Consider the following 16,894-nt stretch of genomic DNA (forward strand, 5'->3'; position numbering starts at 1 on the left):
CTCCATGTTTGAATTTGATATTGATAAATCGGATGAAAAAAGCCAGGCGAGAGCAGGTAGGCTTCATACCGGAAGAGGGGTAATAAATACACCTATATTTATGCCGGTTGGCACTGCAGCCACCGTTAAGGGGGTTCACATGGCTGAATTAGAAGAGACTATAGCGGCTGAAATTATTTTGGCCAACACTTATCATTTATATATTAGGCCAGGTATTCCATTAATTGAAAAGGCAAAAGGAGTACACCGGTTTGGTGGGTGGGAAAAGCCTATGCTTACCGATTCAGGAGGATACCAGGTTTATTCTTTAGGCCAAAGTAGAAAGATTTTTGAAAAAGGAGTAGAGTTTAGGAGTCATATCGATGGATCAAAACACATATTTACCCCTGAATCTGTAATGGATATTCAGCGTTCAATCGGAGCTGATATTATCATGGCATTTGATGAATGTACACCTTATCCATGCGATTGGAAATATGCCAATACTTCAATGCACCGAACTCATCGTTGGCTGGAAAGATGTATAAAAAGGTTTAATGAGACTGAAGAGAAATACGGAGTGGTTCAGACATTGGCTCCTATTGTACAGGGTAGCGTATATACAGATTTACGAAAAATATCGGCTGAGTATATTGCGGGTACAGACCAACCCATCAATGCTATAGGAGGATTGTCAGTTGGTGAACCCAAGGAGGATATGTATGCCATGACCGATGTGGTGACATCCATTTTGCCGAAAGAAAAACCCCGCTATCTAATGGGTGTGGGCACACCAGAAAATTTATTGGAAAACATAGCTTTGGGTATTGATATGTTTGATTGTGTTCTACCTACAAGAAATGCACGACATGGCTTGATATATACCCATGAAGGTATAATCAATATTAAAAATGCAAAATGGATGGAAGACTTCTCTGCCATCGATGAAGAAAGTACGGCGGATACAAGTAGATTTCACAGCAAGGCATTTTTGCGGCATTTGTTTTTAAGTAAAGAATTGTTGGGACCGCAGATTGCTACTATTCAAAACCTCTCTTTTTATTTGCAATTGGTTCGCAATGCTAGGAAGCATATTTTGTTGGGAGATTTTGCGGAATGGAAGAACCAAGCCATCCGCCAGTATAGTCAAAGATTATAACTATGAAAATAATAGATCGATATATACTGAGAATATTTTTGAAGACTTTTTTCTTCACTGTCTTGTTGTCTTCGTTGATATCGGTGGTTTTTGATTTAAGTGAAAAGAGTCAAAAGATTTTAAATTCTGGTTTAGATTTTTGGACGGTCTTAGTAGATTATTTTTTGCCATTTATCATGTATATCGACAGTACAATATGGCCTATATTTATACTGATTAGCGTTATTTTTTTTACTTCGAGATTAGCGAAAAACAGTGAAATCTTGAGTATTCTCAATGCGGGTTCAAGTTTTCAAAGGTTTTTATTCCCCTATATTATAGGTGGTTTATTGGTATCTGGTATTCATTTAGTGGCCAATCATATTATTATACCCTATGGGGAAAAATCCAGAATTGTTTTTTTAGCTGAATATATTGCTAAAAGCAAAAAAAATATTCGCGAGACAAATATTCAACAGATGTTGACTCCAGAGTCTATGATATATATCAAGACTTTCAGACACAACGATACTACAGCATATAATATTCGATTGGAAAGGATGAAGGATAATGCCTTAGTAGAAATCATAAAAGCCAATAAAATGGAGTTTGTAGAAGCCCCATTTCATTGGAAAATATATGATTACTCCATTCGAACCTTTGATGGGGAAGAACAGTCTATTGAGGTATTTAAGAATAAATGGTTGGATACAACACTGTATATTAAGCCTTCAGATTTTATTCAAATAGATGAGATTGAGCGGACCTATACCACTTTAGATCTCTTAAATCAGATAGAAGAGCAAAAGCTAAAAGGTTTTTCTAATGTAGATAGATTTTGGATTGAAATCCACCGTCGGTCGGCAGATGCGGTAACATCCTTTATCCTTGCCATTATAGCCGTTTGTGTAGCTTCTCGTAAGGTGAGAGGAGGATTGGGTTGGCATTTGGCCACTGGTATGTTGATTGGAGCTACCTTTATTTTGTTATCCAAATTTAGTATAACCTTTGCCAACTCTTCAGTTTTGCCCCCAGCTTTGGGTGTTTGGATGCCCAATATTGTCTTCGGTTTTATCGCTTATATTTTATTTAGGCGAGCACAGAAATAATACCGAATGTGTTGTAGGGTTAATCCTACTCTTTGGGTTTTTGCAAGTGCCATATGTAGAAGTCTCGTTTCATTTCTTCCCCGAGTTTGGATTTAATGATTTCTGTATGACTGTCCAAGGATATGGTTTTGAATTTAGATTGTGAACTTAGATCTTCAATGGAAGAATCATCGTATTTTTTAAATCCGTACTTTGTAAAAGGCAATTTTTCTAAAGTGGAAGCTTGTACAAAGGTGATGATTAAACTTCCCAAAGGTTTCAATACCCTGTAGATTTCTTCTAGAAAAACCTGTGGTTCTTTCCAAAAGTACAAAGTGTTTACTGTAAATATTTTGTGGAAGTAATGGTTATCATAGGGAATATTTTCTCCAGAATACCATTGAAAGAAAGCTCGATGGTGATTTACATGGATTTGATTGATGCGAATGGCTTCTTCAATCATCAAAGGCGAAATATCTAAACCGTAGTATTTTATATTTTCTGCAATTCCAAGAATTCTGTCCAGATGAGATGCCAAGCCTGGACCTATTTCTAATACCTTGTCCTTTGATTGAATTTTTAATTGTTCAACTGTTGACCAAGTCATAAAGATATTGGATTCATGCATTAACTGACCTATTTCTATTCCCGTATCGCCTGAAGGACAAGACAATTGAGATGCCAGTAATTTCAGACCTTCTTCATATTGATTCATAATTGCATAATAGATGGTGTTGAAACTGTAATTCGTATTAAAGGTAGAATTCACTTATATCGATTATTAAGGTACGATAATTTGTTGAATTGGAAGATAAAATGATTTCTAGTAATTAATCCTTTGATTAAATGTGACCACCATTTGGATTGTAAGTCCAAAAGAAGTTAACCAAATTTTAATAGTTCTTGAATAATATTAGGCAATATTCATTTTAATATGAACGTTATAAATGTCGTAAAGTATTGAATAACAGAGGTTAAGTAAATATTAAGCAGTTTGTTAAATTTTTTAATGATATTTTGTTTAACAAAAGTTGAAAAATAATTAAACAGTTTTGTATCTTTGTATTATCACAAGAAAAAAGAGGAATTATGTCTAAGTTTGAATTTTCTAATAAGTTTGACGAACAAACCAAAGTTTTAAGAAGTTTTGCATTCTCATTAACTAAAAATGAAGAAGCAGCGCACGATCTATTTCAGGAGACGGCTTTTAGAGCCTTTAGCAATAAAGAAAAGTTTAAACCGGGAACAAATTTCAGAGCCTGGTTGATGACGATAATGAAAAATATTTTTATCAATAATTACCGTCGTAAAAAGAGATTTAATACTATATCAGATCAGACCAATAATCTATATTATATCAACAGCGGTGAGGACGATATCTTTAATAAAGGGGAAGTAGATATATTTATGGAAGAGTTGATGGATATTATCGGTGAATTACCTGATACATTGAAGGAACCATTTCAGTTGTATTATGAAGGTTTCAAATATCACGAAATTGCCGAGCAATTAGATTTGCCTTTGGGGACGGTGAAGAGTAGAATTTATTTTGCGAGAAAAGAATTGAAGGAAAAGATTAAGCATCAGTACAGTAACATATACGAACTAGAATCTAGAGCTAGTTAGAACTAAATATAAAGAATGCGATATATCGATGGATTTAGTCTGTTGGCTAAGTAGATTGCATGACCGCTTCGAAAGTCGTATATTTCGCCGATGTATCGCAAAAATAACGATTTAGATATTCAGACATTTTCGGAAAAAATGTTGGAATGGTCTAAAAAAAACAATAGATCCTTACCATGGAAAGATTTCAGAGATCCTTATTCGATTTGGATCTCTGAAATTATTTTACAGCAGACCAGAGTCAATCAAGGCCTACCTTATTTTTTATCTTTTATAGAGAGATTTCCCAATGTAGAAAGTCTAGCCGCTGCAAGCGAAGACGAAGTTTTGAGGGCTTGGGAAGGCCTGGGATATTATTCAAGAGCTAGGAATTTAAGAAAGGCAGCCATCCAAATCATGGATGGCTATAAAGGGGTTTTCCCAAAAACATACAAAGATTTGCTATCGCTTAAAGGTGTGGGCCCCTATACGGCTGCAGCTATCGCTTCTTTTGCATATGAATTTCCCTATGGAGTAGTAGATGGAAATGTAAAGCGGGTGGTTGCTAGGATATTTGGTTATACCGATGATATTGATGCTAGCTCAACGGTAAAAGAAATCCAAACCTTAGTTCACGAAGCGGTATCCTACGTCCTTCCCTCTGCATTCAATCAAGCTATTATGGATTTTGGTGCTATGCATTGTCTTCCGCGCAATCCAGGATGTGGCGATTGTGTTTTTCAAGATCACTGTTTTGCTTTTGAAAATAATATGGTATCTACCCTGCCATTCAAGGCCAAGAAAATAAAAAGACAATCCAAGAGCATACATATGGCTGTGTATACCGACGGTACAGAATGGGTAATTACCCAAGAGAACTCTGTGTCGTTTTGGAAGGGTTTGTATACCTTTCCGATGTTATCCGCTGAGCAACAGCTAAATATCGAGAGCTATGAATTGTTAGATACTATGGAATGGAATTTGACTCATCGAAAGCTAACTTTGTATTTTTACAAAATTGATAAAAACCGTCTATTTTGTGAAGAAAATCAAGGGTGGACAATAGTAAAGTCAGAAAATTTAAGGAAATTTGCACTTCCTAGGCCATTGCGTTTGTTTCTAAATAAGAATTCTTGTAACTTAGGACTAAAAGAAAATAATGATCAACAAGGTAATATTGATAGGTAACTTGGGAAGAGACCCAGAAGTAAAGGTATTTGAGAATGGGTCGAAAGTCGCTAAATTTTCTGTGGCTACCAATGAGAGTTATTTAGATAAATCAAATGAATGGCAGACCATTACCGAGTGGCATGATGTGGTTTTGTGGAGAAATTTAGCAGAACGAGCAGAGCGCCAGCTGAAAAAGGGAAACCAAGTATATATTGAAGGGAAATTGACTCATCGAAAGTATCAAGATAAAGATGGAGTAGATAGATATATCACAGAAGTGGTTGCGGCTACCTTTAGATTATTGGAGCGTAGAGATAGCGGGCCATCGACTTCATTTCCCGATCGAAGTGATGAACCGTCAAGCCCATCAAGATCAACAACGCCTTCTCAAACGAAGACTAATTCGGTGAATACGGATGCTCCAGATGATGACGATTTACCCTTTTAATTAAGCAAATCCACTAATTTGGAAATCGAGCATTGTAATTTGTTCCTTCATTCTTTTACACATTCTGCCCTGGTTTCATTAGTTTGGGATTGGGAGTGGATTATTGTAGTAGTAGCATTGATATTTCTACTCATTTGTTCCGCTTTAATTTCTGGAAGTGAGGTGGCTTATTTTTCGATAAGTCCCAATGATATTGAGATTTTGCAAAATGAAAAATCAAAGTCCTCCGATCGAATTATTAAGCTAAAACAAAGTCCTAGACATTTATTGGCCAGTATATTGATCAGTAACAACTTTATCAATATTGCCATAGTCTTATTGTCTGATTACTTGGTAGGCATACTACTCAATGACAAAACCCTGTTTCATTGGTCGGTATATCTTAGTGATTCAATACCATTTATTGGTAACAATTATGCAACGATATCCCTGTCTATTGAATTTGTGATCACCGTTGTTGGAGTCACATCATTATTGGTTTTATTTGGTGAGGTATGTCCAAAAATCTATGCCAATAGTTTTAATCTTAGATTGGCACGTCTTACTTCAAAACCGTTGATAATAGTGAACAAGATTTTATATCCCATTAGTCATCAGTTGGTTTTGTGGACACAGGGTATGGAGAAGAAAATGGCCAATAGAAAAATGGTTCGCAGTTCTACTAGTAAAGAGGACATTGATGCTGCCATTGATTTGACCATACAACGCAGTAATAAGGCAGAAGCAGAAATTTCATTGCTTAAGCGCATCGTAAAATTTAGCGATACATCGGTAAAGCAAATTATGACTTCCAGAACAGATGTCACGGCCATAGATATTACCGCACCTTTTAACGAGATCTATAATACGGTAAGAGATAGTGGATTTTCTAGGATTCCGGTTTATTCTGGAGATTTTGATACGATAGAAGGTATCCTATATGTAAAAGATTTGTTGCAATTTATGGATGATGACAATTTTATATGGTCGGAAATCATTCGCAAAGAAATCATGTATGTACCAGAAACAAAGCGGATTAGTGAATTGTTAAAAGAGTTTCAATCCGAAAGAAAACACCTTGCTATTGTGGTAGATGAATATGGGGGCAGCGCAGGGGTAGTGACTTTGGAAGATATTATGGAGGAGGTAGTCGGTGATATTAAGGATGAGTTTGATGTAGAGCTTGCCTTAGATTATAAAATTATCGATAAAACTACTTACGAGTTTGATGGTAAATTTTTGATTAACGATTTAAGTAGGGTTTTGAACATAGACTTGGATTATTTTAATCTATATAAAGGAGAGTCGGATTCTATTGCAGGTATGGTACTAGAAGTTTTAGGTAGGATGCCTAAAAAAAATGAAGAACTTCAGTTTAATGAATACAAAATTAAGGTCATATCCGTTAATAAGAAGAGGATTGAGAAAATACAAGTATCCAAAAATAATGCATAATAACATCTTACTGTTGTTCGTATTTAGTTGTTTTTTATTGGGTTGTAGTCAAGAGGAAGTCTATACCACACCAAGACCGAGGATGTACCCAAAGGTAGAATTTCCAGATAGATCGTATGAAAGAGTAAAATTAGAAGATTGTGGTTTTTCTTTTAAAAAATCGAAAGCTTCACAAATGATTGAAAAAACAACTTTTTTTAATGAGGATATAGAACAACCCTGCTGGTTTAATATCAAATATCCTATATGGGATGTGACTATTCACTATACTTATTACGACATTACTGCCGATGATTCATTTGAGGGCTTGGTTGATGAATCCTTTAAACTGGCTTACGAACACACGGGGATGGCAACTGGAATAGAGGAAATCCCGTTAACAAATGAAGGTAAACCCATAGGGATGGCATTCGATTTGAGCGGTCCGGTGGCCAGTCCTTATCAATTTTTTATTACGGATTCAACAGAACATTTCCTCAGAGCTTCTGTATATTTTAATACCAGACCCAATCCCGATTCACTATTTCCTATGCTATCATATATCAAAGGAGATCTGGACACCATGGTGCATTCATTTGAATGGCCCCAATAGTATTTTTTAAAACACATGAAATCATAATAATGATAAGAGGGATTTTAAGCTTATTTGTAATTTTGTTATTGGCGAGCTGTTCCAAAGACAGTAAAGATGAACTCGGTTCATTAAATATTCTATTTAATCTTAAATACGATGGAAGTACCGTTAATTCTCCTCAAGACTGGTATAGTTTGTCTGATAGTGTTGATTTGAGATTTTCGAAAGTTAGTTTTTATTTGTCAGATATTACCTTGGCCAATGATGTGGAAGACTTAGTGATTACAGATATCATTCATCTTTCCTATTTGCAAACAATATTGGGGGACGTAATCAACAGCAATCAAATTATATTGCCATTTAGCAATCTTCCTTTGGAACAGTATTCAGGTTTGCGTTTTGGATTGGGGGTAAGTCCGAGTCTGAATAGAACATCTCCTACTGATTATGGTTCTGGGCAACCTCTGAGTTATACCAGTGAATATTGGACACCATGGCAGAGTTATATTTTTGCAAAAATAGAGGGTGAATTCAAGGTAAATGGTGGAGAATCAGAATCTTTTGTTCTTCACACTGGTTCAGATGAAGCATATAGAACCATATCTATCGATCAAACATTAATAATGGAGACAGATAAAGAGAAAAATATTGCTCTGGATATAGATTTATATAAAATTCTCGTTGACTATCCAATTATCTCACAGCCCCGAATACATCAACTGTCTCAGCAAGAATATGTTAATAAATTGTCTGATAATTTTGCAAACTCGTTAAAATAATGATAAATAATTTGGTTATCCAAATATTTTTTCGTATTATTTAGCGGCTTAAAAAAAAGGTCAAATTTAATCGTTGATAAAGCGTATCAACTTATTTATTTAACAAAATCAAAGATGTAATGAGAAAGAAAAATTACACGATGGCTGAAGGCAACTATTACTTTAATGTAAAGAGCGGGCACCAGATGATTACGATTTATAGGAAGGATAAGAAAACTGCCGTCAACACCTTTAATAATTATCTTAAGGTAGGCAAAGATGTTGAATGGTTAGGATGCTGGGATGGAAATAATTTTAAAGAAACCAAAGCTCCCAATTCTTAGCTACAGCAGATATTATAATTAAAAAGAATAAAAAAAGCTCAATGAAATCCATTGAGCTTTTTTTATTTTACAACTAATTCGTATAACCCTCCTTACTTAAATAAGATATATACCACGATCAATGTAATAATGATATTGAAAAATTGAGCTATAGAAAAGGCATAAAATGGTTTTAGCCTATTCTTATTTAAAAAATCACTGATATTGGTCTCTAATCCTATGCCGGTAAATGCCAAGGCAAACCACATGGTCCGCATCCCCTTAATATCTGATTTTGCTTCACTGACTACTTCTGGACTTAAAAAGAATGAAAACAATAAAGACGCAGCTATAAATCCAATTACAAATTTTGGAAATCGGTGCCAAATAACTTTTAATGTCGGTTTTTCATCTACATCGGCTTTATTGGTCATCGACCAGTAGATGGATATTAGTAGTGCAGCTATTCCCAACATTACATTCTGAGAAAACTTGACAATAGAACTTATTTTAAGCGCTTCCTCTCCTACCAATGATCCAGAGGCAACTACTGCACCAGTTGTATCAATCGTGCCCCCTAGCCAAGCTCCTGTTTGGATTTCAGATAAACCTATGGCCTGAGCGATATAGGGCAAAAATATCATCATAGGGATGGCCATGATAAGGACTAGAGATATAACATAGGACAATTTTTTGGAGTCTCCTTTGATGGCCCCTGCTGTAGCTATAGCGGCAGAAACACCACATATAGATACTGCACTGGACAACATGATGGCCATATCCTTTTCTACTTTCAATCGTTTACATACCCAAAAAGAAAAGTACCACACACTGACTACTACTATGGTCGCCTGTATTAAACCTAAGGCCCCTGCTTGTAATATGTCGTTAAAGATAATGCCAGTACCTAATAAGACTAAACCAATTTTAACATAGAATTCCGAATCCAAAACCGATTTCATCCAATCTGGAAGGGTGAAAATATTGCCGATGAGCATACCTATAATTAAACTAAAGATCACCGCCTCTAGATTGAGGGATTTTAATGCACTGTTGCCAGCAAATATTAAAGCAAATTGAGTGATAAAAAAGATAACAGCAAAAGTGGCTCCAACATTGAAAAGAGGTTTGTTGGCAATAGCTCCTCCAATAAGGATAACTATGAGTCCAACAATAAATTGCATGGCTATTTTACCAAAATTTCCACCAGTAAGTATATTGTTGGTAAATTCATTGAGGTTGGCCCAAGTGTAACTCGGCGACGATAGTTGTAATCCTAAAATAACGGCTGTTATTATAAAAAAACCTAGTATAACTACAACCCAGTCATCGGATATAGCCCATTTTTGTTTCGATTCCATGTTATTGAAAATTTCAGTTATAAAAAAAATTTAAATATATAAAATTACTGGTTGAATTGATTCAGGATGAAAACATTTTGTTTTATATCGATACCAATGAAGAATAAATAGTAATTTTGAATTATTTACAAAACCAGATAATATATGCCAAAAATCCAGATTTTATCCTCAAGTGTGAGGACCGGACGCAATAGTCATCGAGTAGCTTTATATTTTAAACAGTTTATAGAAACCCATGGGGTGGCTGAAGTTGAGATTTTAGATCTAGATGAATATCAGTTTCCCTTGTTTGAAGAAAGGTTGGCATTTATGTCAGAACCCAGTCCAGCTATTTTAGAATATGCAGATAAGATAAAGAAAGCAGATGGTGTACTTATTATGTGTCCTGAATACAATGGTGGTTATCCTGCAAGTTTAAAAAATGCCATCGATTTACTCCATCCAGAATGGAGAAAGAAACCTGTTGGGATAGTTGCTATTTCTGGAGGACAGTTTGGAGGGAGTCAAGCATTAATGGGGTTAGAATTTGTGATGTGGAAAATTGGAGCATGGGTAATACCAGCTCAATTCCCAGTGCCTTTTGTCGGAAAAACTTTTGATGAGAAAGGAAAGGCTAGCGATGCAGAAAAGTCAGATGCTAGAGCCAAGAAATTCGTAAATGAATTGTTGTGGTGTATAGAGGCCCAAAATAAAATGAAGGAATATAAACCGATTTTGGTCTAGAAATATATTGTTTTGAAAAATAAATCCACATCTGACCTACATGTCTTGATAATACCACCTTGGTTCGATGTGGATTTTTCGGCTTTATTTTCCAAAATGTTTCATCATTTAGCCGAAGATTTGCAAAGTCATACTTCTTTGCAAATTGGATTGATATACGGGGATTTTCAATGGAAGAATCGATCGACTGACTTTATCCATAATAATGATATTACCTATAATTACCTTGGACTCAAACAATGTTGTCCACCGAAAAGGGGAATATTGTGGAAATATTGGTTGTGGAAATATGAAATACTTTTTAAACAATACACAGTTCAATATGGGCGACCTGACCTCATACATGGACATTCTATATTGGGTCTGTTAGCTGCCAGCCACCTTGGAAAAGTGCATAATATACCCTATATATATACCGAGCACCTAGGTGGATTTATGGAAAATCGGATATCTAAGCAATATCTTAAAAAGGCCAAACAAGGAGTCCTCGGATCTAAATACAACAGCGGTGTTAGTCCATTGTTTGCCCATCGGTTGTCTTCCATATTAGAACAACCCTTTCACTATATTCCCAACTATATAGATCATGAGGTTTTCTATCCCATGGACTTTCAACACAGTCATCCAGTATTTATTTCTATTGGTAGACCAGCTGAGATAAAAGGTCTAGATAATTTAATAACAGCATTTCATCGTGTCTTGAAAGTCTTGCCTAAAGCTAGATTGTACTTGGTCGATGATTTATCTGATTTTCAAGCCCAATTAGATATTCCATCAGAATTAGGACGTGCTATTGTGTTTACCGGTGAAGTAAGTCGTGAGAAGGTGCGCGATTTATTGCATCAATCCTCGGTATTGGTAAGTGCATCAAAATTTGAAAGTTTCGGCATGACTATGGCGGAAGCTATGTCTTGTGGACGACCTGTGGTGGCTACGGACACTGCCGGATCGCGTCTAATACTGGAAGAAGGCGGTGGACAGATTGTTCCTCAGGATGATATACCATCTCTAGCGGAAGCAATGATATTCGTTTACAAGAATTTAGACCAGTATTCACCTTCCCAATTACATGACAGTATTCATCGAAGATTTGGTGTGGAACAAATCTGTAGGCAGTGGGAGTCCATTTATCATAGTCTAAGGTCTTAAATGATCGTCTTTACCCTAAAATAGAGATTTCTTCATCATCACTTGGTATTACACAGGGGATTTCCTTTTAGTAATTTAAATTTTAATTTATTTCATTAAATATATCCTCGTTACATCCCCTTTTGTTGTACCTATTCCATAGGTATTAGTGTGATCGTGCTTCTTTTTAGTGCATTGACTAATTTTTTAAACATTTATTCACATTATTATATAAAATAAATTATTGATTTAAAGTGACTTATGTTAATTAATTCCGTCTTATGTTAATATAATGATGATGGCATTATGGTGTCCTTATCGACTATTGCATAATTATTAGGTAAAGTATCGGTAATTATTAACAATTAAATCGTTTTTTATGAAAAGATTATTACAGATTGTTTATTTTATTCTGGGAACTTCAACTTTGGCATTGAGTCAAACTATTTCTGGAAATGTATCTGATGCCAAAGATCAATCGGTTTTGATTGGGGCGTCAGTTCTCGTTAAAAACACCCTTAAAGGTGTGGTTACTGACTTCGATGGAAATTTCGAAGTGGATGGAAATCTAGGAGATACCCTAGTAGTAAGTTATATAGGTTATTCTTCATACGAATTGGTGGTCAGTCAATTGAATAACAATATGATAACTTTGGAACCGAGTGCACAGAGTTTGGATGAAATATTGATCACGGCTTACGGGTCGTCGACCAAGGGAAGTTATACAGGATCTGTGGCGCAGATTAAATCCGATAAGATTGCTTTGCGTCCTCTGACCAATGCAATAGGTGCATTAGAAGGACTGGCTCCAGGAGTGTTAAATAATGCAACCAGTGGCCAACCGGGTAGTGGTCCCGATATACGAGTGCGAGGTTTTGGATCTGTCAATGCATCGAGTTCTCCACTATATGTAGTCGATGGTGTTCCATTTGATGGTAATATCTCAAATATCAATGCCGATGACATAGAATCTATATCGGTTCTTAAAGATGCAAGTTCTGCTGCTCTCTATGGAGCAAGGGCAGCCAACGGAGTAATTATTATTAATACCAAACGCGGTAGTGGAAGGACAGGTAAACTGTCTTTTCATGTAAGTCAAGGTTTTAGCAATAGAGCTATTCCCGAATACGATCGAGTTGGTCCAGACGACTATTATGTTTTGATGTGGGAGGCATACAGAAATAGTATGGCATATTCCGATGATATTCCGTTGGAAGAGGCCAATCGCATAGCCTCAGGACAGGTAGATGGAGAAAATGGAATTGGGGATTTGTTGGTTTATAACCCCTTTAATGTGTCGGCTGATCAATTGGTAACTACTTCTGGTGAATTTAATCCTCAAGCTAATCTATTGTATGCCGATGATTTGGACTGGGGCAAGGAATTAGAACGCACTGGACAAAGACAGAATTATTCATTGAGTTATTTTGGAGGCAATGATGAAAGCGACTATTACGTGTCATTGGGGTATTTAAATGAAAAAGGATATTTAATCCGTTCTGATTATGAGCGATTCAATGGCCGTATCAATGTTAATTCTCAGCCCCTTACATGGCTTAAGACAGGTATTAATTTATCTGGAAGTTTAACTAAGTCAGATCAAGGTTCAACAACAGGTAGTTCTTCTTTTGTAAATCCATTTTTCTTTGCTCGCAACATGGGGCCTATTTACCCAGTATATGCACACGATGTCAATACAGGGGAGTTATTGTATGATGAAAATGGAGAAAAAATATACGATTTGGGTAATCTTACCAGTCTTGGATTATCTAACCGGCCTAGTGGAGCTAGTCCAGGTCGACATGTGATCGCAGAGACCAGATTAAATCAAGATGGGTTTTCCCAAAATGTTTTAGGTGGTAGAGGGTATTTGACTTTTGATTTTCTTCAAAACTTTTCTTTTACCGCCAATGTAAGTGCTGATTTAAACTCTTATTTCAATTTTGATTACGACAATACTTTAGTAGGAGATGGAGCACCAGCTGGTAGAGCGAGTAAATCGACTATCAATAGAAAAAGTTTTAATTTCAATCAATTGCTAACCTATAAGAAGTCCTTTGACATTCACAGCATTGATGTTTTGCTGGGTCATGAAAATTATAATTTTACTAGGGACTATCTATACGGGTTCAAACAAGGCCTCATAGTAGATAACAACACTGAACTTATTAATTTTACTACCATTAATAGTTTAACCTCTTATCAACGTACGTATAAAACGGAAGGCTATTTGTCGAGGTTGGAGTACTCATTGTTGTCGAGGTATTTTTTTTCGGCTTCCTACCGAAGGGATGGAACATCTAAGTTTTATGAAGACTCGCGATGGGGTGATTTTTGGTCCGTGGGTGGAGCATGGAGGTTGGATGAAGAAAAGTTTATGGATGGACTAGGATTTCTAAACATGTTGAAGTTTAGAGCCTCTTATGGTGAAACGGGAAATGATGGTGTATTAGATGCAGATGGTAATACGGTTTATTATGCCTGGCAGGCCCTTTATGATTTGGGATTTAACAATGCGTTGGAACCGGGATTTTTACAGGCTAGTTTGTCCAACACTAGTCTTGTTTGGGAGTCGAATAACAGTTTAGATTTAGGCTTTGATTTTGTAATGTTCGACGATAGGTTATCCGGTTCATTAGAGTATTTTTATCGAGTTTCTGACAATTTATTATTCAGTGTACCATTGCCGGTTTCAAGTGGAATCAATACCCAAGATCAAAATGTAGGGACAATGTCCAATGCAGGTATTGAGGTCCAGTTGAATGGTAGACTAATAGACAAAAATGATTTTAGCCTTGACTTGGGCATCAATATTACTACGATAAAGAATAATATCACCAAACTTCCTCAAGAGGAAATTATTACAGGAACTAAGAAGTTGAGTGTTGGTCATTCTATATATGATTACTGGTTGAGACAATGGTCAGGAGTAGATCCATCTGATGGATCAGCCCTATTTTTTCCCGAAGAAATAATGGATGACGATGGCAATGAATTAGATGACATTCGGACTATAAATGGCATTCAGTATACCATCGATCAAAACAATGCCAAATATGATTATTCAGGAACCGCTATCCCAGATGTATACGGAAGTTTTAATGCAGGATTTCGTTACAAAAATTTTCAATTGTCTTCCCTATTCTCCTTTCAATTAGGGGGTAAAGTCTATGATGGACTATATGGATCCCTTATGAGTTCTGGCGATTATGGCAATGCCATTCATGTAGATATTTTAAACCGTTGGCAAAATCCTGGTGATGTGACCGATGTACCTCGTATGGACGCCAATAAACTTGCCACCTTCGGTGCGGCTTCTTCTCGTTGGTTAGAAGATGCTTCTTATTTGAACTTAAGATCGCTATCTCTATCCTATAACTTACCAAAATCTATATTAGAAAGAATTGGTGGTCAATCCATTGTAGTTTATCTAAGTGGTGAAAACCTAGCCTTTTTATCCAAAAGAAAGGGTATGAATTTAGTTCAAAATTTTAATGGAACTACCAGTAATGTGTATGCACCAGCGAGGAATATTTCTTTGGGATTAAAGATTAATATGTAAAATTATACAGCCATGAAAAATATAATTATAAAATCAATAATAATCATTTTCGTTCTCTCAGTTTCTTCTTGTAACAAAGATTATCTCGATACCACACCCACTGAATCCGTGTCGGAGTCTTCTGTTTTTGCAACCGTTAAAGATGCCAGAGCTGCTATCAATGGTATTCATCGTTTTATGTTTTATAGATTGGATGCTCAAGATGAAGCCGGATTCGGTGCCATGATGATCAATTACGACATGATGGGCGAAGATTTAGTCATGACTTCTTCCGGAAATGGATGGTTCAATAGTGTTTATAAATGGATAGAATCGAGAAGTGAAACCAGTAGTTTGGTAGATTTTACGTACGAATTTTACTATAAAATAATTTCCAATTCCAACATGATCATCAACAATATTGATAATGCCACTGGGGATGAAAGTGAGAAAAACAGTATCAAGGGTCAAGCATTGGCTTATAGGGCGTGGGCTCATTTTATGTTGGTTCAAAGTTTTGGACAGCGTTATGATGCCAGCGGTAGTAATTCGGGTTTAGGAGTACCTATTCTCATTGATAATACAGTAGAAGGTCAACCAAGATCAACAGTGGAGCAAGTATATACACAAGTTATAGCCGACCTAAACGCATCGAGGGATTTATTGAGTACAGCGGATGAACGTCTCAATATTAGCCATATCAATATCGATGTAGTCAAAGGTTTAATAGCTAGGGTCGCCCTCACCATGCAAAATTATAGTTTGGCGGCTCAAATGTCTTCGGAAGCTAGGGCTGGATATAGTTTAATGGACGAAGAGGAGTATTATAGTGGTTTCAACAATATAGACAACCCTGAATGGATATGGGGAGGCATTCAAATCTCAGATCACAATACATTTTTTGCTTCCTTTTTTGCCTATATGTCGTACAACTTTAGCTCTACCAATATTCGCTCCAATCCCAAGGCCATCAACTCATTATTGTATGATGAGATATCTGATACGGATTATAGAAAAGGATTGTGGGATCCTGAAGGGATTGGATTTGATCAATCGACTAGCTTTACTACAAAACCATATATGAATCGCAAATTTATGGCGGCAGGAGGATCGAGCAGTATTGGAGATTTAATGTATATGAGGGCTTCCGAGATGATATTGATTGAAGCGGAATCCAAGGCCAGAATGGGTGATGATGCTGGGGCGGCAGAAGCATTGTTCGAATTGGCATCGGCAAGAGACACCGCCTATCTTCTATCCAGTAATACCGGTCAAGCATTGTTAGATGAAATATCGATCCAGCGAAGAGTAGAATTGTGGGGAGAAGGATTTAGATTCTTTGATCTGAAAAGAAACAATGAGGCTCTGGATAGAAATGGAGCCAATCACGACAATACTTTGGTGGCAGGGAAATTTGATGTGGCGGCAGGCGACAGAGAATGGCAATGGCTATTTCCTAGAAGAGAGCTCAATGCCAACGATAAAATAGAGCAAAATCCATAGTTATTTATTCTATATTTAATTTATTTACCTCAAATTATGAAAATAGTTTGGGGTTTTTTATTGCATGAACTTTTTGAGATAAATTACACTTGTATCAAATAGATGGACTTGGTTTTTGGTG

At 36.2% G+C, this 16,894-nt stretch carries 15 protein-coding genes; 13 read left to right on the plus strand and 2 right to left on the minus strand.

Annotation, left to right across the window (positions count from 1 at the left end; genetic code table 11):
• Nucleotides 1–4 precede the first annotated feature (4 nt).
• Nucleotides 5–1,138, plus strand: coding sequence for a tRNA guanosine(34) transglycosylase Tgt (gene tgt / locus LVD51_RS00280; protein ID WP_236969161.1), 1,134 nt, complete (start codon nt 5–7; stop codon nt 1,136–1,138).
• Nucleotides 1,139–1,140: 2 nt separating this feature from the next.
• Nucleotides 1,141–2,226, plus strand: a complete 1,086-nt coding sequence (locus tag LVD51_RS00285; protein ID WP_236969162.1) for an LptF/LptG family permease — start codon at nt 1,141–1,143, stop codon at nt 2,224–2,226.
• 25 nt (nt 2,227–2,251) lie between these two features.
• Here the strand turns inward: LVD51_RS00285 and LVD51_RS00290 are convergent, their stop codons facing one another.
• On the minus strand, nt 2,252–2,974 hold the full coding sequence (locus LVD51_RS00290; RefSeq protein ID WP_236969163.1) for a class I SAM-dependent methyltransferase: 723 nt from the start codon (nt 2,972–2,974) through the stop codon (nt 2,252–2,254).
• Between the two features lie 320 nt (nt 2,975–3,294).
• Here LVD51_RS00290 and LVD51_RS00295 point away from each other — a divergent pair, with 320 nt between their 5' ends.
• The 7 genes from LVD51_RS00295 to LVD51_RS00325 all read left to right on the plus strand — a co-directional run bounded on the left by LVD51_RS00295 (nt 3,295) and on the right by LVD51_RS00325 (nt 8,538).
• The gene (locus LVD51_RS00295) at nt 3,295–3,831 is read left to right on the plus strand and encodes an RNA polymerase sigma factor (RefSeq protein ID WP_236969164.1); all 537 of its coding nucleotides are present in this window, start codon (nt 3,295–3,297) and stop codon (nt 3,829–3,831) included.
• 90 nt (nt 3,832–3,921) lie between these two features.
• Nucleotides 3,922–4,998, plus strand: a complete 1,077-nt coding sequence (mutY, locus tag LVD51_RS00300; protein ID WP_236969165.1) for an A/G-specific adenine glycosylase — start codon at nt 3,922–3,924, stop codon at nt 4,996–4,998.
• Nucleotides 4,970–5,428 carry a single-stranded DNA-binding protein gene (locus LVD51_RS00305; protein WP_236969166.1) on the plus strand — a complete coding sequence of 153 codons (459 nt, stop codon included), beginning with the start codon at nt 4,970–4,972 and terminating at the stop codon, nt 5,426–5,428. Before mutY ends, LVD51_RS00305 begins: the two co-directional genes overlap by 29 nt.
• Before the next feature lie 18 nt (nt 5,429–5,446).
• Nucleotides 5,447–6,862, plus strand: a complete 1,416-nt coding sequence (gldE, locus tag LVD51_RS00310) for a gliding motility-associated protein GldE (RefSeq protein ID WP_236969167.1) — start codon at nt 5,447–5,449, stop codon at nt 6,860–6,862.
• Nucleotides 6,855–7,454: a gliding motility lipoprotein GldD gene (gldD, locus tag LVD51_RS00315; RefSeq protein WP_236969168.1), complete on the plus strand. Its 600-nt coding sequence runs from the start codon at nt 6,855–6,857 to the stop codon at nt 7,452–7,454. The genes gldE and gldD overlap by 8 nt, the downstream gene beginning before the upstream one ends.
• A 29-nt stretch (nt 7,455–7,483) precedes the next feature.
• Nucleotides 7,484–8,215: an MbnP family protein gene (locus LVD51_RS00320; RefSeq protein WP_236969169.1), complete on the plus strand. Its 732-nt coding sequence runs from the start codon at nt 7,484–7,486 to the stop codon at nt 8,213–8,215.
• 119 nt (nt 8,216–8,334) lie between these two features.
• Nucleotides 8,335–8,538 carry a hypothetical protein gene (locus LVD51_RS00325; RefSeq protein WP_236969170.1) on the plus strand — a complete coding sequence of 68 codons (204 nt, stop codon included), beginning with the start codon at nt 8,335–8,337 and terminating at the stop codon, nt 8,536–8,538.
• Between the two features lie 92 nt (nt 8,539–8,630).
• Here LVD51_RS00325 and LVD51_RS00330 read toward each other — a convergent pair whose 3' ends face one another.
• Nucleotides 8,631–9,878, minus strand: a complete 1,248-nt coding sequence (locus tag LVD51_RS00330) for a YeiH family protein (protein WP_236969171.1) — start codon at nt 9,876–9,878, stop codon at nt 8,631–8,633.
• A 144-nt stretch (nt 9,879–10,022) separates the two neighbouring features.
• Here LVD51_RS00330 and LVD51_RS00335 point away from each other — a divergent pair, with 144 nt between their 5' ends.
• The 4 genes from LVD51_RS00335 to LVD51_RS00350 all read left to right on the plus strand — a co-directional run bounded on the left by LVD51_RS00335 (nt 10,023) and on the right by LVD51_RS00350 (nt 16,773).
• Nucleotides 10,023–10,601, plus strand: a complete 579-nt coding sequence (locus LVD51_RS00335; protein ID WP_236969172.1) for an NADPH-dependent FMN reductase — start codon at nt 10,023–10,025, stop codon at nt 10,599–10,601.
• Between the two features lie 12 nt (nt 10,602–10,613).
• Complete coding sequence (locus tag LVD51_RS00340; protein WP_236969173.1) at nt 10,614–11,750, plus strand: glycosyltransferase family 4 protein; 1,137 nt, start codon at nt 10,614–10,616, stop codon at nt 11,748–11,750.
• A 358-nt stretch (nt 11,751–12,108) separates the two neighbouring features.
• Complete coding sequence (locus tag LVD51_RS00345; RefSeq protein WP_236969174.1) at nt 12,109–15,291, plus strand: SusC/RagA family TonB-linked outer membrane protein; 3,183 nt, start codon at nt 12,109–12,111, stop codon at nt 15,289–15,291.
• 12 nt (nt 15,292–15,303) lie between these two features.
• Complete coding sequence (locus LVD51_RS00350) at nt 15,304–16,773, plus strand: RagB/SusD family nutrient uptake outer membrane protein (RefSeq protein WP_236969175.1); 1,470 nt, start codon at nt 15,304–15,306, stop codon at nt 16,771–16,773.
• The last annotated feature ends 121 nt before the right edge of the window (nt 16,774–16,894 follow it).

The organism is Membranihabitans marinus (assembly GCF_021729155.1).
Lineage (GTDB): Bacteria > Bacteroidota > Bacteroidia > Chitinophagales > Saprospiraceae > Membranihabitans > Membranihabitans marinus.

Excerpts from the sequence above, each read along its gene's own strand:
- tgt (WP_236969161.1), top strand. The coding sequence starts at position 5 with ATGTTTGAATTTGATATTGATAAATCGGATGAAAAAAGCCAGGCGAGA.
- LVD51_RS00285 (WP_236969162.1), top strand. The coding sequence starts at position 1,141 with ATGAAAATAATAGATCGATATATACTGAGAATATTTTTGAAGACTTTT.
- LVD51_RS00295 (WP_236969164.1), top strand. The coding sequence starts at position 3,295 with ATGTCTAAGTTTGAATTTTCTAATAAGTTTGACGAACAAACCAAAGTT.
- mutY (WP_236969165.1), top strand. The coding sequence starts at position 3,922 with ATGTATCGCAAAAATAACGATTTAGATATTCAGACATTTTCGGAAAAA.
- LVD51_RS00305 (WP_236969166.1), top strand. The coding sequence starts at position 4,970 with ATGATCAACAAGGTAATATTGATAGGTAACTTGGGAAGAGACCCAGAA.
- gldD (WP_236969168.1), top strand. The coding sequence starts at position 6,855 with ATGCATAATAACATCTTACTGTTGTTCGTATTTAGTTGTTTTTTATTG.
- LVD51_RS00320 (WP_236969169.1), top strand. The coding sequence starts at position 7,484 with ATGATAAGAGGGATTTTAAGCTTATTTGTAATTTTGTTATTGGCGAGC.
- LVD51_RS00325 (WP_236969170.1), top strand. The coding sequence starts at position 8,335 with ATGAGAAAGAAAAATTACACGATGGCTGAAGGCAACTATTACTTTAAT.
- LVD51_RS00330 (WP_236969171.1), bottom strand. The coding sequence starts at position 9,878 with ATGGAATCGAAACAAAAATGGGCTATATCCGATGACTGGGTTGTAGTT.
- LVD51_RS00335 (WP_236969172.1), top strand. The coding sequence starts at position 10,023 with ATGCCAAAAATCCAGATTTTATCCTCAAGTGTGAGGACCGGACGCAAT.
- LVD51_RS00345 (WP_236969174.1), top strand. The coding sequence starts at position 12,109 with ATGAAAAGATTATTACAGATTGTTTATTTTATTCTGGGAACTTCAACT.
- LVD51_RS00350 (WP_236969175.1), top strand. The coding sequence starts at position 15,304 with ATGAAAAATATAATTATAAAATCAATAATAATCATTTTCGTTCTCTCA.